This is a genomic window from Lysinibacillus sp. K60 (genome assembly GCF_019731275.1).
Lineage (GTDB): Bacteria > Bacillota > Bacilli > Bacillales_A > Planococcaceae > Lysinibacillus > Lysinibacillus capsici.
Genome location: NZ_JAASJR010000003.1, coordinates 346,904 through 361,793 on the forward strand (window position 1 = coordinate 346,904; position 14,890 = coordinate 361,793).

The 14,890-nt window shown below is 36.7% G+C and carries 13 protein-coding genes; 10 read left to right on the top strand and 3 right to left on the bottom strand.

The window, feature by feature from the left end; genetic code table 11:
• Positions 1-12 precede the first annotated feature (12 nt).
• The 4 genes from asnS to HCH28_RS09055 all read left to right on the top strand — a co-directional run bounded on the left by asnS (position 13) and on the right by HCH28_RS09055 (position 3,098).
• A complete protein-coding gene (gene asnS / locus HCH28_RS09040; RefSeq protein ID WP_221680673.1) occupies positions 13-1,308 on the top strand; it encodes an asparagine--tRNA ligase in 1,296 nt (431 codons plus the stop codon).
• A gap of 77 nt (positions 1,309-1,385) precedes the next feature.
• Positions 1,386-2,114, top strand: a complete 729-nt coding sequence (locus tag HCH28_RS09045; protein WP_221680674.1) for a DnaD domain-containing protein — start codon at positions 1,386-1,388, stop codon at positions 2,112-2,114.
• 13 nt (positions 2,115-2,127) lie between these two features.
• The gene (nth, locus tag HCH28_RS09050) at positions 2,128-2,790 is read left to right on the top strand and encodes an endonuclease III (RefSeq protein WP_221680675.1); all 663 of its coding nucleotides are present in this window, start codon (positions 2,128-2,130) and stop codon (positions 2,788-2,790) included.
• Positions 2,787-3,098 carry a YpoC family protein gene (locus HCH28_RS09055; RefSeq protein WP_221680676.1) on the top strand — a complete coding sequence of 104 codons (312 nt, stop codon included), beginning with the start codon at positions 2,787-2,789 and terminating at the stop codon, positions 3,096-3,098. The genes nth and HCH28_RS09055 overlap by 4 nt, the downstream gene beginning before the upstream one ends.
• A 149-nt stretch (positions 3,099-3,247) precedes the next feature.
• Here the strand turns inward: HCH28_RS09055 and HCH28_RS09060 are convergent, their stop codons facing one another.
• Positions 3,248-5,920 carry a penicillin-binding protein 1A gene (locus tag HCH28_RS09060; RefSeq protein ID WP_221680677.1) on the bottom strand — a complete coding sequence of 891 codons (2,673 nt, stop codon included), beginning with the start codon at positions 5,918-5,920 and terminating at the stop codon, positions 3,248-3,250.
• A gap of 2 nt (positions 5,921-5,922) precedes the next feature.
• Positions 5,923-6,567 (bottom strand): Holliday junction resolvase RecU, encoded by a 645-nt coding sequence (gene recU, locus HCH28_RS09065; RefSeq protein ID WP_221680678.1) that lies wholly within the window; start codon positions 6,565-6,567, stop codon positions 5,923-5,925.
• A 381-nt stretch (positions 6,568-6,948) separates the two neighbouring features.
• Here recU and HCH28_RS09070 point away from each other — a divergent pair, with 381 nt between their 5' ends.
• From HCH28_RS09070 to HCH28_RS09080, 3 genes are all read left to right on the top strand, one after another.
• On the top strand, positions 6,949-7,146 hold the full coding sequence (locus tag HCH28_RS09070) for a hypothetical protein (RefSeq protein WP_004225568.1): 198 nt from the start codon (positions 6,949-6,951) through the stop codon (positions 7,144-7,146).
• Positions 7,147-7,353: 207 nt separating this feature from the next.
• The gene (locus HCH28_RS09075; protein WP_221680679.1) at positions 7,354-7,737 is read left to right on the top strand and encodes a YppE family protein; all 384 of its coding nucleotides are present in this window, start codon (positions 7,354-7,356) and stop codon (positions 7,735-7,737) included.
• Complete coding sequence (locus HCH28_RS09080) at positions 7,712-9,979, top strand: DEAD/DEAH box helicase (protein WP_221680680.1); 2,268 nt, start codon at positions 7,712-7,714, stop codon at positions 9,977-9,979. Before HCH28_RS09075 ends, HCH28_RS09080 begins: the two co-directional genes overlap by 26 nt.
• Positions 9,980-10,644: 665 nt before the next feature.
• On the opposite strand, the gene HCH28_RS09085 is transcribed toward HCH28_RS09080, so the two are convergent.
• The gene (locus HCH28_RS09085) at positions 10,645-11,274 is read right to left on the bottom strand and encodes a DUF2306 domain-containing protein (protein WP_221680681.1); all 630 of its coding nucleotides are present in this window, start codon (positions 11,272-11,274) and stop codon (positions 10,645-10,647) included.
• A gap of 1,213 nt (positions 11,275-12,487) precedes the next feature.
• Here HCH28_RS09085 and HCH28_RS09090 point away from each other — a divergent pair.
• From HCH28_RS09090 to HCH28_RS09100, 3 genes are all read left to right on the top strand, one after another.
• Positions 12,488-13,267 carry an SDR family NAD(P)-dependent oxidoreductase gene (locus HCH28_RS09090; protein WP_221680682.1) on the top strand — a complete coding sequence of 260 codons (780 nt, stop codon included), beginning with the start codon at positions 12,488-12,490 and terminating at the stop codon, positions 13,265-13,267.
• Positions 13,268-13,373: 106 nt separating this feature from the next.
• Positions 13,374-13,946: a TetR/AcrR family transcriptional regulator gene (locus HCH28_RS09095; RefSeq protein ID WP_221680683.1), complete on the top strand. Its 573-nt coding sequence runs from the start codon at positions 13,374-13,376 to the stop codon at positions 13,944-13,946.
• Between the two features lie 236 nt (positions 13,947-14,182).
• Positions 14,183-14,371: a hypothetical protein gene (locus HCH28_RS09100; protein ID WP_221680684.1), complete on the top strand. Its 189-nt coding sequence runs from the start codon at positions 14,183-14,185 to the stop codon at positions 14,369-14,371.
• Positions 14,372-14,890 lie beyond the last annotated feature (519 nt).

The following is a 14,890-nucleotide window of genomic DNA, read 5'->3' on the forward strand; positions in this document are numbered from 1 at the left end:
TGGAGGATTTCTATGAAAAAAATTATGATTAAAGATATGCCACAGCATATCGGTGAAACAGTCAAAATTGGCGCTTGGTTAGCCAATAAACGTTCAAGCGGAAAAATCGCGTTCCTACAGCTTCGTGATGGCTCTGGCTTTGTACAGGGCGTTGTAGTGAAAGAAGAAGTAGGCGAAGAAATTTTTGCTACGGCAAAAGGGATGACACAAGAAACTTCTATGTATGTGATTGGTGAGGTGAAAGCTGACGAACGTTCAAGCTTTGGCTGTGAGCTTGCTATTACTGGTATCGAGGTACTACATGCAGCAACAGATTTCCCAATCACACCAAAAGAACATGGTCCAGAATTCTTAATGGATAACCGTCATTTATGGCTGCGCTCCCGTAAACAACATGCCATTATGAAAATTCGTAATGAAATTATTCGCGCTACTTACGAATTTTTCAATAACAACGGTTTTACAAAAATGGACCCACCAATTTTAACAGGTTCTGCGCCTGAAGGTACTTCAGAGCTGTTCCATACAAAATATTTTGATGAAGATGCTTATCTATCTCAATCTGGTCAGCTATACATGGAAGCTGCTGCGATGGCTTTAGGAAAAGTATTCTCATTCGGTCCAACTTTCCGTGCTGAAAAATCTAAGACTCGTCGTCATTTAATCGAGTTTTGGATGATTGAGCCTGAAATGGCATTCGTAGAGTTTGAAGAAAATTTAGAAGTACAAGAGCAATATGTAGCGCATATCGTACAATCTGTACTTGCAAACTGCAAATTAGATTTAGAGCGACTTGGCCGTGATACATCAACACTTGAAAACATTAAAGCGCCATTCCCTCGAATTTCTTATGATGATGCGATTAAGCTTTTACACGAACAAGGCTTCGACGATATTGAGTGGGGCGATGATTTTGGTGCGCCACATGAAACAGCGATTGCGAATTCATTTGACAAACCAGTATTTATTACTTGTTACCCAGTAGGCATTAAACCGTTCTATATGCAACCACACCCAGATCGTGATGATGTTGTATTATGTGCTGATTTAATTGCACCAGAGGGTTACGGAGAAATTATTGGTGGTTCTGAGCGAATTCATGACTACGATTTATTAAAATCACGTCTGGAAGAGCATAACCTATCATTAGAGGCCTATGCTTGGTATTTAGAGCTTCGCAAACATGGCTCTGTCCCACATTCAGGTTTTGGTCTTGGGTTAGAGCGAACTGTAGCATGGATTTCAGGCACAGAGCATATCCGTGAAACAATTCCATTCCCACGTTTACTAAACCGCTTATATCCATAAGCTAATCAATTTAAAAGTCGCGTAGTGAACTATCTACGCGGCTTTTCTACTTACTTAAAGAAGGAGTCTGGAGAATAATGAACATAAATAATCATCGGCTCCGTACATGGACTGAGCAGAGAATGGTTCCCATTCCTCAGCTTTTTTTTCAGTTTTATAAGGAGTTAAATATGGAGGATGAAGAGGCACTGATTGTCATGCATTTATTGGCCTTTCATATGGAAGAGAATGACTTCCCAACACCTAATGATCTAAAAAATCGTCTCACAATGTCTGATAATGATATCACATCACGTTTACAGCGATTAATGCAAAAGGGTTTTCTTGAAATTACACGAGATGTCGACGCGGGCGGCAAGCTATATGAAAAGTATTCCGTATACCCGCTATGGGAGCGCATTTTACAGATGATCGATATGAAAGAGCAGCAACAAACGGCAGTGACACTTCAACAAGAAGAAGGAGAGATATTCCGTCTTTTTGAAGAGGAAATGGGGCGTCTTTTATCTCCTTTAGAACTTGAAAAAATTGGATGTTGGCTTGATGAGGACAAGCATAGTCCCGCACTCATCAAAGAGGCGCTAAAGGAGGCTGTCTTTGCTGGGAAACTGAGTATTCGCTATATTGATCGCATTTTATTAGAATGGAAAAAGAAAAATATTACAACACCACAAGCCGCACAAAAGCAAAGTGAACAGTTCCGTGAGAAACAGACATTTAACAGAGCACCAGCTCGAACAGTTCAACAAGAAACGCAATCAACGGGGAGAGTTCCATTTTATAATTGGTTGGAAGAAAGAGAATAGGGGGGCATCCAGTTTGTTATCGAAAAAACAGTGGGAGCATTGTCTAGAAGAAATGGATCGAATGTTTCCGGACGCACATTGTGAGCTCGTTCATGATAATGCTTTTGAGCTAACAATTGCCACATTATTATCTGCGCAATGTACAGATGTACTTGTCAATAAAGTAACGAAAACCTTATTTCAAAAATATAAAACACCAGAAGATTATTTAGCTGTTTCTATAGAGGAATTGCAACAGGATATTCGCTCTATTGGCCTTTATCGCAATAAGGCGAAGAACATTCAGGCTCTATGTCAACGTTTACTAGATGAGTACGATGGTGAAATCCCTGCAACACGTGAAGCCTTGGTGACGTTACCAGGTGTAGGACGAAAAACGGCCAATGTTGTGCTTTCAGTAGCCTTCGATATTCCAGCACTTGCAGTGGATACCCATGTGGAGCGAGTATCCAAACGCCTAGGGCTCTGTCGATGGAAAGATTCGGTGCTTGAAGTGGAAGAAACGATTATGAAGAAAACGCCAATGGAGAAATGGTCAAAAACGCATCACCAATTAATTTTCTTTGGACGTTATCATTGTAAGGCCCAAAATCCTGGATGCCGTACTTGCCCTTTACTGGACGATTGTCGTGAAGGGCAAAAGCGTTTAAAGAAAGGCCTGGTGAAGGAAGCGTGAATAGTGAAGCCATAGCAAAAGAAAAGGTTGATGCATGGTTTGCCCAATGGACTTCTCTACAAGCCGCTATCCATAAAGCACATGATGCAAGAAATGGACTGGCAAAAGGGCTAATGGAAGATGCCATCGAGCTATTTGAACAACTTGTGCAAGCTGCAGGCGATGAAGTGCTACCGATTAATGGTGTTGAGCGACTAGCCTTTATTAAAGCTAAGCCAGGTCAATATGCATGCTATCGTCAACTAGATGAGCTATTTAAAGAAACGAAAAAGCGCGCAGCACGACTGCGAATTCAAGCTAATGGATAGAACAGGTAAAGTGAAGGATAGGACGCGAAAAGTGACGGATAGACCGTGTAGAGTGGCGGATAGATCGTCAAAACTGACGGATAGCCTCAGAGCCTTCATCAATAAAAAAACCGAGAAGCAGTTCATTCACTGCTTCTCGGTTTTTTTCTTTATTCTGAGCTTTGGTCTTCTTCATTTGGGTTGGTAGGCTCGGTAGGAGGTGTTGGCTGCTGATTTCCATCATTATTGCCATTGTTTCCACCGTTGCCGTTATTTCCATGCCCATTGCCATTCCCGTTATTACCATTATTATTGTTGTTATTGCCGTTGTCGCCATTGCCATTATTGTTATTACCTTGATCATTGTCCTCTTGATCAGGATCAATCGGTAAATCAATATCTGGTTCATCTGGATCTTCCGTTTCCAAATCTTCCTCAGGGGTACTTGTGATCTGGAAGGTAGTTGTCCCAGGCTCACTGCGTGTGCCGTCTACAATGGCTACGACAGAGATTGTATAGTTACCATCTTCAAGCGTGTTAGCAACAGTTAAGCCTTTCGTGTCTGCTGTGCCAAGGATAACCGTTTCTCCACCTTCACGTGTGGCAGAAACTTCAAATGAAGTTGGTAATGGTTCATCGGTTTCTGGATTTAGGATGGCATCATGTTCCCAAGAAATATTGATCGACTGTGCTCCTAAATCTAAGCTTGCTGAAACATTATAAGGTGTAGATAGCTCTGGCGCCTCATAGACCTCAGAAACCTCTGTTGGTTCAGTTCCGCGAACGAATAACTCTGTTTGACGTAGTTCGCTAGGTGTATAGTCACTTGCCAATCTTAAAGGATTAGAGCCTACTTCCACCGTTGCTTCTACAACAGTACTTGGCTTTTTGAAGCTAGCTGTCTCAACATTTGCTGAAATCTCTTGCATAATTGTCTTAAATAGGTTTTGTGGTAATCGACGTTCTTCCCACGTTGTAATTGGATCAAAGTGTTTTTCATAGCCACTCCATATAGCGATGGAATAGTTAGTTGTGTAACCAGCAAACCATGAATCTGGCACACTTGTATTCGGTAAATTATATTTGTTAAAGTCTTCTGCTGAATAGTTAGTTGTACCTGTTTTACCTGCGATATCTAAGCCAGGCACATTGGCTGCAGTTCCTGAGGCATCAGGCTTATTGCCGACTACATCACGTAGCATGTCTGTTACCATGTAAGCCGTATAATCATTCATAGCCACTTTAGACTCAGGTGTATAGTTTTTAGACGTTTTACCATCACGATAAACAATTTTTGTAATCGAATGCGGATCTGTATAGACCCCGTTATTACCGAAAGCAGCATAGGAAGCTGCCATTTGAATAGGGGAGATAGTAATAGCACCACCACCAATTGCATCGGACTCATAGAGGTTTTCTGTTTCTATCCCTAAACGTCCAACAAATTCCTTGGCTTTTTCAGTGCCAACCTCCTGTAATGCTTTAACAGCTGGAACGTTTCTTGAAGCATATAATGCTTTACGTGCAGTCATAGCACCCATATATCTGCCATCCCAGTTTGTGATTGTTTGCTTTGTGCCTGTATAGTTCATTGGTTCGTCGACAAGTGTTTGACCTGTAGACCATTTTAAATATTCAATTGCTGGCCCATAGTCGACTAACGGTTTCATTGTGGAACCTGGTTGATTATTTGTTAAGTCCTCGGCATAATTCCAGCCACGTTCTGCACCATATTTACGACCGCCACCAACGGCTTGAATGGCACCAGTTTTTGTATCAACGACCGCCACACCTGACTGAATTTCTTCAGTTGGGAAATTACTATCATCATTCATGACATTCTCTACAACTTGTTGAGCATTTGGATCAAGTGTCGTATAGACTTTGATTCCTTCTGCCATTGCCGAACCATCACCATTATTTTCTAATTCATTAATAACAATATCCAGGAAGGCATCATATTTGGAACCTGCAAATGATTGACGTGTTGCATCATCCGCTAAACCTGATTGAACTTCTGCTTTTTTTGCTTCTTCCATTTCGGCTTTAGAAATTTTTCCGTGTTGATACATTAATCCTAAAACGGTATTACGTCGTTTTTTTGCAAGCTCAGGGTTTTTTAATGGATTATACGCATTTGGTCGTTGCACTAACCCTGCTAATAATGCTTCTTCATCTAATGTTAAATCTTTTAATTCTTTACCATAGAAGTATTGTGCGGCTGTGCCGAAGCCATAGATACGACCTGACATAAGCATTTTGTTGAAGTACATTTCAAAAATTTCTTCTTTTGTATACTTACGCTCTAATTGGAAGGCAAGCCATGCTTCCTGTGCTTTACGCTTTAATTTCTTCTCGTTTTGTAAAAATGAGTTTTTAACTACTTGCTGTGTTAAAGTCGATGCACCTTGCGCACCAAAGCCATCACGGAAGTTTGCAAGGATTGCACCGCCTAGACGATAAAAATCCATCCCATGATGCTCAAAAAAGCGTACATCTTCTGTAGCCAGAATCGCATTGATCATATCTTCAGGTATATCTTCATATTTTATATATTTACGGTTTTCAGCACCGATTGTTGCAAATAATTCACCGTTTTTATCGTAGAACTCTGAAGAAACAGGATCTTTCAGTAATTCTTCATCGAGCTCTGGAGCCGTGCTTGCATAGAAGGCAAATAATGCAGCTCCTCCAATTAAGCCTGCTACACCGATTGCTAAGACTGTTAAAAAAATGCGTTTAAACCATGACTTAGCGGATGAGGCTGGTTTCGTTTTTTTATTTTTATTTTTTTCAGCGAGAGCTTTTTGATGCTCTCCACGTGTTCGACGACGTTCAGTCATTCTTATTTCTCCTCACTTTCAGACCCGTAGCATTTTGCATCAATCAATTGTTGGATAATGGGTAAATAATCGATACGCGGATAATAGCTCGTGGGAATTTCATATGCCTCTTCTTCGATAATCGAAAAGGGTATCGATTTACGATTGCCATTTTCCATTGCTTGCCAGGCCTTTTGTAAAACTTTGTATGGCACAATAAAATATCGTTCAAAAGCAGAAAAACGAACGATAATAAAAGCCACACCATTTTGTTCCGTCACTTGCTGCATATGTGTCATTTGATGCTCATGAATATTTTTTAAGGGGAAACTTGTTTTGGAAGCAGTTTCCTTTGCATCAAAATCTATATAATGCCCTTCCCAAACACCATTGTAGTCGGTTGTAGAGGGTGTTCGAAAATAAGCTTCACGAATGACAGCAGCACTTCGTGAAGGGTACTCTACTTTGACGATTTGCACAGGAACAGGTTTCTTATGAATGATAGCAAGTCGTCTTTTTATATAATAGTCGTTTGCTTCATTAATTTCATCTTCTAGCGTCTTCCCACGATTACTAAAAGATAAATCTTTGTTTTTGCTCTTTTTTTCTGTTTTCTGTACAGAAGCATTTGGGGTATACAATTTCCCGTTTGGATAACGAATTGTCATTAAGCTCACCCTTTACCTTACTGCTTTTCTATCCACTAGTTTACCATGTTTTAATAGCTGTTCTCTACCTCAATCATTCATGAAATTGTTACTAGAATAGTAGAAAACAAATGGTAAGTAGGAATAATTTGCGTCGAAAAATCGCCAGCTTTATTCTTACTAGAATCGCCAAAATAACTGATAAATTTAAGTAGGTCATTGGGATGAAAATATAATCACACAGTGACCTTTCATTCATGACGATTTTTTTTGTCAGAGGTTCACTATTAAAATTTTATCGAAAATCTTCTTCTTTCAGCTAACTTACGCTTATTTTGTCACGCATGAAGGTAATTCTATACATACGAGGAATACTAAAGTTAAAGCAAAGGAGGCGTTATTTTGAACAAGTTAGAACAATTAGTTGCGCAGTTAGATCTGGTCAATCAATTACTTTTCACGAGAGTGTCGCTGGAAAACAATGCTCATAGTTTGCATTTTTTTATGCAACTTAAAGCGGTTAGCCAGAAAGTAAGCTTAGCAGAAAAGAACTGGCAAGTAAAGAATGCTTGTTCGCCTATTAGTAGTGAAAAATCATAGACTTTGGTACACTTATCTCATAAGCAATTGAACTAACGCAATAGCATGAAGATTGAGACATTATTTTCCACAAAGGTGTGGTAAATAGGTGTCATAAACAGTGATATTTCCATTGCTGACGTGCAAAACAAAACATACTCACCATGTATATGCCGTCACTATGAAATATATTTGCTATGTGTAATTGTTGAGAGATGAGGTGCAAAATTGTTAGTTATCCAGCAAACATCCAAATTAATAGATGAATGTGATCAGTGTGTTTCACGTTTTTGGCAAATGCGTGAGGAAGATCGGACACCTGATTTTTTTCAAGAGGTAAAGCCACATGCAGATGAAATCCATCAATTTTTGAAGGAATGGCAGCAAGAAGCCAATAAATGGATTCAAAAAAATCGACCAAAATACATGCATACGCAACAAATTGCTTCAGTCGTTGAATCGATGGAGCAATTTGTTGTGCAATCTTTTTATAAAGAAACAAGTAAAAAACGTTTTTTAGATGCCATTCATTCTACTTCCTATACTTTGAAAATATTTGAACGATTAGTTAAGGAGGGAGAGAAGGATGCTATCGAAGAAACGAACGATTAGTGAGCTTTTACATGAGTGGAGATATGATGAAGAACTTAAAGAGCGTATCCTGCATTGGCAAACATTAGAAGGGCGTCCAGCTAACTATGCACCATTTCCTAGGAATTTACACCCCTCTTTAGTGAAAGCTCTACAGACAAGGGGTATTGAGCAGCTTTATACCCATCAGCGAGAGGCATTTGATTTGGCACAGAGTGGTACGTCTTTTACTGCGGTTACACCAACTGCTTCAGGTAAATCCTATTGCTATCATCTGCCAGTGCTACAAAAAATAATGGAGGATAAAAATGCACGTGCCATTTATTTATTTCCAACAAAGGCACTGGCACAGGACCAGAAAAATGATTTGAATGAACTTATTGAGCAAAGCGGTGAGGAGATTTTAAGCTATACCTATGATGGAGATACGGCTCCAGGCATTCGCCAAAAGGTTCGTAAGGCAGGGCATATCGTGATGACGAATCCTGATATGCTTCATTCAGGGATTTTGCCGCATCATACAAAATGGGTTTCACTTTTTGAAAATCTACAATATATTGTGATTGATGAATTGCATACATACAAAGGTGTGTTTGGTTCCCATGTGGCGCATGTTATTCGGAGATTAAAAAGAATTTGTGAGTTTTATGGGAGTAAACCTGTGTTTATTTGTACATCCGCTACCATAAAAAATCCTAAAGAGCTTGCTGAGTTGCTAACGAATGAATCACACATGCTCATTGCTGATTCGGGTGCTCCAGTTGGTAAGAAAACCTTTCTTTTTTACAATCCGCCGATTATTCATAAAACATTTGGCGTGCGTAGAAGTGCTGTATTAGAGGTAAGTGATTTAGCTAAGAGGTTGTACACGGCTGGCATTCAATCCATTATTTTTGCCAAAAGCCGGGTACGCGTAGAAATGATTGTAACCTATTTAAAGGAACTTACACGTAATAAGCTGCTCGATGAATCTGTACGTGGCTATCGAGGTGGGTATCTGCCATCTGAGCGACGTGTCATCGAAAAAGGCTTGCGTGATGGGACAATCCAAACAGTAGTTAGCACCAATGCATTAGAATTAGGTGTCGATATCGGTCAATTACAAGCATGTATTATGACAGGTTACCCAGGAAATATTGCGAGTGCTTGGCAGCAAGCAGGACGTGCAGGGAGACGTCAGGATGAAGCATTGATTATTTATGTTGCGCAATCTTCCGCGTTGGACCAGTATGTGGTCAATCATCCACTATTTTTACTAGGCAGTACACCAGAGGAAGCACGTATTTATCCAGAAAATATGCTGATTTTAATGGATCATTTGAAATGTGCTGCCTTCGAGCTACCTTTTTCAACAGGCGATATGTATGGAGAATATGACATACAGGAATTGTTGGAATATTTAGCAGAGGAAGGGGTAGTTTTTAAGACGAGTGATAAATGGCATTGGATGAGTGATCGTTTCCCGGCGCATGATATTAGCCTACGTTCAGCGTCACAAGAAAATGTAGTCATTATTGATCTTACTATTCCTGCACAGACAAAGGTTATTGGTGAAATGGATCGACATAGTGCCATGACACTCTTGCATGAAGAAGCCATTTACTTGCACCAAGGTATTCAGTTCCAAGTAGAGAAGCTTGACTGGGAAGAAAAGAAAGCCTATGTACGTGAAGTAGATGTTGATTACTATACAGATGCCAATCTAGCAGTTGAAATGAAAGTTTTAGAGGAAGATCGTAGCCGTTCATATGCAGGTGGTACAATTTGCTTTGGCGATGTTGGCTTAGTTGCACAAGCAACGATTTTCAAGAAAATACGCTTCGGCACACATGACAATATTGGCTCAGGACCTATACATTTGCCACCAGATGAAATGCATACAAGTGCTTCGTGGTTATCGTTCAATAACACACCTCAGTGGTCAGAGGCAGAGCTTACGGATGCAATGACTGGAGTTGCTTACGCAATGAATGCGTTTATTCCAATATTCATTCAGTGTGATAGCAGTGACGTAGCAGTAGTTCCGCAAGTAAAAGCATCCCATAATGAGCTGCCTACGTTTTTTGTCTATGATAAGTATCCTGGTGGTATCGGGCTAAGTGAAAAAGTCTATGATTTATGGGAGGATCTATTGACTAAAACTTTTCAACATGTGGCGAATTGTCCTTGTGAGTCAGGGTGTCCATCCTGTATAGGGGCTCAAGATAGTTTACATGAAGGGAAGAAGAGGGTAATAGAACTTCTTCGAATATTAAATGATTAAACCAAATTAAATTAAAATGAAATTAAAAGAAGGCTTAAGGGATGACCGTGTTAGTTCCTTAAGCCTTCTCCATTTATTAATTTATAAATCTTTTTGAGGTTAATACCAGTTAGTCCTAAAGCATCAGGATGTTTTTGATCTCATACCGGGCCAGAAATTTGACATTCGAAAATCATTGAGTGGAGATTATGGCAAACAGTACTGTTGTGCACATAATTTAAGGAATCGATGTCTACTAACCTTGTAACCTATATTTACTTCAAGCTTACATAAGCCAATTTAAGAATAGTTGCGTCCCATTTCCAAATCTTATTAGCATGTTAGAAAAATTACGAAGTAACAATCTTGTTCTAGGAATGATTACAAATTGAAAAGGGGGTTTAAGGTAATAATATAAGGACTTTAGGTATTTTGAACCAATTTTATTATCTGAATGAAAAGGAATTAAAAAATCTGACACTCAAATATTTAAGAAAGCCTTGGAGCTTCTGAATGTTTCTCCTAATGTATATTTGTTGGAGACCGCACCAAAAATAATGTGATTGCTGCTCAAAATATAGGGATGAAAGGGAATTTGGGGTAACATCAGAAAATGCGAATTTCCAACGATAAGCATTTTTTATGACAATTACCTCGATTTTAACAAATGTCAAAAAGGCTTGTAATTATTTTATATCATACAAGTATTTTTTTTTAATCACAATTTCGGCTATTGCTAAACTGAAAATCCAGCAAAGCCATACTGCAATCGTATATGAAAGATCATAGGAAAGATCTAATCCATTATGTGTAATTGCGACCATGATATAAATAATCATATTGGCAAAGGATAGAAAGAAACTTCGGATGATCCATTGACTATGCCGTAAGACATCTTTTCTTTTTATATATATATAGCCTAATATTGTTGTTATAAGCCAAAGTGTATTTAAGATAAGAAACCCTATTGTACTTGGCCAGCCACCTGTCGCAAAGAACGAAACGTATAAACCGGCTATAAAGTTTAACACAATAGATAAAACATAGACTCGACCATTCCATCGGTGAAATGTTAAAGATTTTAAACGTAATCTCTTAATTATTCCGAGAGGTCCTGTAAGAAGTGCAATTATCGCAAGTATAATATGAACTCGTATCATCAATACCCATAGCATTTGATTAGAAAGAAGTTCATCTTTTTTTGATAGGAATCCCTGAAAACTTGGATCAACTACAAAATTCTTTGTTAGTGTATGCATTACCCACATTCCTGAAATAATTAATAAAATCGTAATTAGGAATTTGCGTTGCTTCATTTACCTATCCTCCTCAGTTTTATAAAAGTATAGAAGGATTAGTCATTATAAATGAGTGCAAAGAGTATGCAAGCGAATAATGTCCAACTATACAACTTAAAACTTTAAAATTCTTCTTCAAAAAATCCTCAGTTTTTTTCTGAATCATTTATTATCTAAGTTTTTTAAAATCATGCGCATAATTCGAATTGTTACCATTACCATACATATCTCCAGCTCCACCCATAATTAAAATAGTACCTTCAGCGTTCGGATCGGTTATTCCTATGGCATCAATTTCTATGTCATTAACGCCACTTTTGACTAGTCTTTTCCCTGCAACTGTTATAAACTCTACTATTACATTTTTAGGTAAAAAATTGCTGCAGGTGCAAAAAACTCAAAAGTAATTGCAGCAATTTAATCGATCCCACCAAATAAAACAATTTGAAATTTCATACACTTACTGTTTTTTTATTATCAGACTGAACCATTATATAGTATATGCTTGGTTGTAATTAATGAAATTGTGAATTATTAATGAAAAAACCCTAAGTTGGGGTCATTTAAGAAGAGTAGTTCTCCTTTAATAAGTGATCTTCAACAATTGGTGCGATTCTTGAAGAAGGTTAGCTTTACCTATAGAACTAACAGGGGCTTTCGTGGAATAAGAAGATTTATAATAATCAATCTTTCTTATGAAAAGAGTTCTTAAAAATAAAGAAAGCTATCGTTTTATTAACATATTTATTCAAAACGATAGCTTTTAAAATAGAAATAGTAATCTCTACATCTTTTATATTGGGATTCATAAGTTCACCTTACTATTACTTGTTTCTAGACAATTAAAGTATACAAAAATCGGTGAATTTTTTTGTGCATGCAATTTTGTGAAAATCCCAATAATTATTTTAATTTATAACTAGAATAGGAAAAAATTATCAAATTAAAAAGAAACTTATCTATAAATAAAGAGTGTTAGAGTTCAACTATTGCTTATTTAAATTTATGATTAAGATGTTCAGACACGACCTTTCTTTGCTAAATTCTAATGAATTAATTGAGGTCTTTCCATACATTAATAGCTAAATATATAATTATTTGGAGAAAAGAGTATGTACTTCTTCTAAGTGTGCGATATACTAAAATGTAAGGAATTCCTAATTTTGAATGAGATTTTAGTTGTAGAAACTTTAATATATGTGGAAAAACTTATAAAAGAGAGGACTATAAAATGAAAAAGAAAACAGTTTTATTGACAGGAGCTAGTGAAGGGATAGGCTTGGAACTAGCAAAAATATTTGCTGCAAAAGGTGATAGACTAATTTTGATTGCCCGTAACCATATGAAATTAAATGAAGTGTTTCGAAATCTCAATCAACTTACTGAAGTAATTATAATTGAGAAAGATTTATCAGAAATTGGAGCGGCAAAGGAAATTTATGATGAAATAAAGTCTAAAGGAGAACAAATTGATATACTTGTTAATAATGCAGGGATGGGGTTACAAGGGTATTTTCACCAAATGTCAGAGCAAGAACAGCTACGTATGATTCAATTGAATATTATGACTTTAACTGAACTTACTCATTTATGCATTCAGGATATGCTTAATAGTGGTTACGGTCGTGTAATGAATATAGCTTCTATTTCATCTTTTGTTGCAACACCTAGTATGGCTGTCTATGGAGCAACTAAAGCTTATGTATTGTCTTTTTCAGAAGCATTAAATATAGAACTTCAGAACAAAGGAGATTTTTTAGTAACAACTATTTGCCCTGGACCAACTAAAACAAACTTTTCAAAAAATAATAATATGAATAAATTGGATCAAATAGCAAATATTGTTGGTACCCAACCAGACAAGGTAGCAAAAATAGCTTATAAAACATTAATAAAGAAAAAAATAATTAATATACCCGGTAAACGTTACAAAGCTACTATATTAAGTACAAAGTTATTACCAAGATATATGGTACAATTTTTTATTGGCAAATTGATGCTAAGAAAATGAGATAGTATAAGGTTTGATAGGTAATTGAAAATCGGAATTATCATAATAATTTTAAATAAAGTTAGTTATATAAATAACTAACTTTATCTGAATCGGAGATGTTTTAATGGCGAAACCAATGGGAAAATCAAAGCAGGAATTAGTACAGGCGGCAATGCAATGTTTAGTAGACAACGGGATAGGAAATTTTACATTGAAATTGGTCGCATCATATGCTGATGTAACACAAGGTACTATTTATTACCATTTCAAGACAAAAGAACAAATTCTTTTAGAAATAATTAAATTTATATGTGAGGATTCTTGGGGAAAACTACTTGCAAATGATCAATTCACAATAAGCGCTGCTCTTGAATCTGTAAAAAGTCGTTATGAAAACGATGTATTCTATCATAAATTATTAATTGCATTGGTAGCACTAGGATTTAATAATCGCTTAATAAAAGAACAACTTGGACAAGTTTTAACGAATGAAAATGATAGTTTACTTATTGGTTTAAAAAGAATATGGAAATCATCTCCAATTAAAGGCGTGTCTTTAACAACATGGAGCATTTTTTTTAATGCATTGATTGATGGTATAGCAATACAGCTTGTTACATGTGAAAATTTCCCATTAGATACTTTCTATGAAGAACTAGAAAAAATACTTAATACTATCCATCAATTAGATAATTAATTAGTAATGGAGGATTCACATGAGATATTTTCTATCATGGAGATTTTTAAATTGAGTGAAAACTTAGTTTTTAGATTTGCTGGATAGTAATTCTGTCAATGATCAATGTTGATTAAGTTGTAAAATCAATGGAAAAATATCACGTCTGTAGATGATCTAGTTTCTACTTTAAAAGAGAGTTCCTCTTTTAAAGTAGAAATCACCATAACAAACTTTTTACGAAGGAGGAATCTCTATTGGCTAAGAAAAGCATGATTTTCAACCTACTTCAAAACTTTCTTTTGGAGGAAGAAGTTCAAACAATTTTAGCGGAATTTGATTTTACAGATACTACAAATAAATGTAAGGTTTCGACACTCAATTGGCGCTGTATCATTCTTCCTCGAATCAATAGATTTAAAACAGGATGGTACTATATGCAGTAGTTAGAATATCTATGTTTTATCATCGTAGCCAATCGTACTTATTTTTCCATCTATAAATCGATCGCTACATCCAATCGAAACAAGATTTTGCCATTGAGTAAAAGGACAATGTCCATTTAAACCGTAGAAAAGACTTTTCCTAAAAAATAATTTTAAGTGGAAAATAGATTATATTTATTTACATTAATTACATTAAATGTTATATTGATGTTAGAGATAGTTAGTTGACTAACTAGAAAGGGGGATAAAAAAAATAATCAGACCTCACATCACCACACCACACCACACCACATCACACCTCATCTAAGAAAGAACTAAAGAAACATACGCTAAAAGTAATCGATTGAACACTTTTCCATGGTTTCAATTAAAAACATGTATAAACATATTGACACGCTTTTGAAAACACTGAAAAGATGGATAAAACTGCTTGTAGATAATGTGAGAATTTAGGCATAGTTTTTAAATTCAAACGAGGGGTCATGAATCACTCTTTGGTCTCTGCGAAAACGGCTGAAA

Coding starts and splice junctions, on each gene's coding strand:
- recU (WP_221680678.1), bottom strand. CDS start 6,567: ATGACAATTCGTTATCCAAACGGGAAATTGTATACCCCAAATGCTTCT.
- HCH28_RS09090 (WP_221680682.1), top strand. CDS start 12,488: ATGAAAAAGAAAACAGTTTTATTGACAGGAGCTAGTGAAGGGATAGGC.
- asnS (WP_221680673.1), top strand. CDS start 13: ATGAAAAAAATTATGATTAAAGATATGCCACAGCATATCGGTGAAACA.
- HCH28_RS09095 (WP_221680683.1), top strand. CDS start 13,374: ATGGCGAAACCAATGGGAAAATCAAAGCAGGAATTAGTACAGGCGGCA.
- HCH28_RS09060 (WP_221680677.1), bottom strand. CDS start 5,920: ATGACTGAACGTCGTCGAACACGTGGAGAGCATCAAAAAGCTCTCGCT.
- HCH28_RS09085 (WP_221680681.1), bottom strand. CDS start 11,274: ATGAAGCAACGCAAATTCCTAATTACGATTTTATTAATTATTTCAGGA.
- HCH28_RS09045 (WP_221680674.1), top strand. CDS start 1,386: ATGAACATAAATAATCATCGGCTCCGTACATGGACTGAGCAGAGAATG.
- HCH28_RS09080 (WP_221680680.1), top strand. CDS start 7,712: ATGCTATCGAAGAAACGAACGATTAGTGAGCTTTTACATGAGTGGAGA.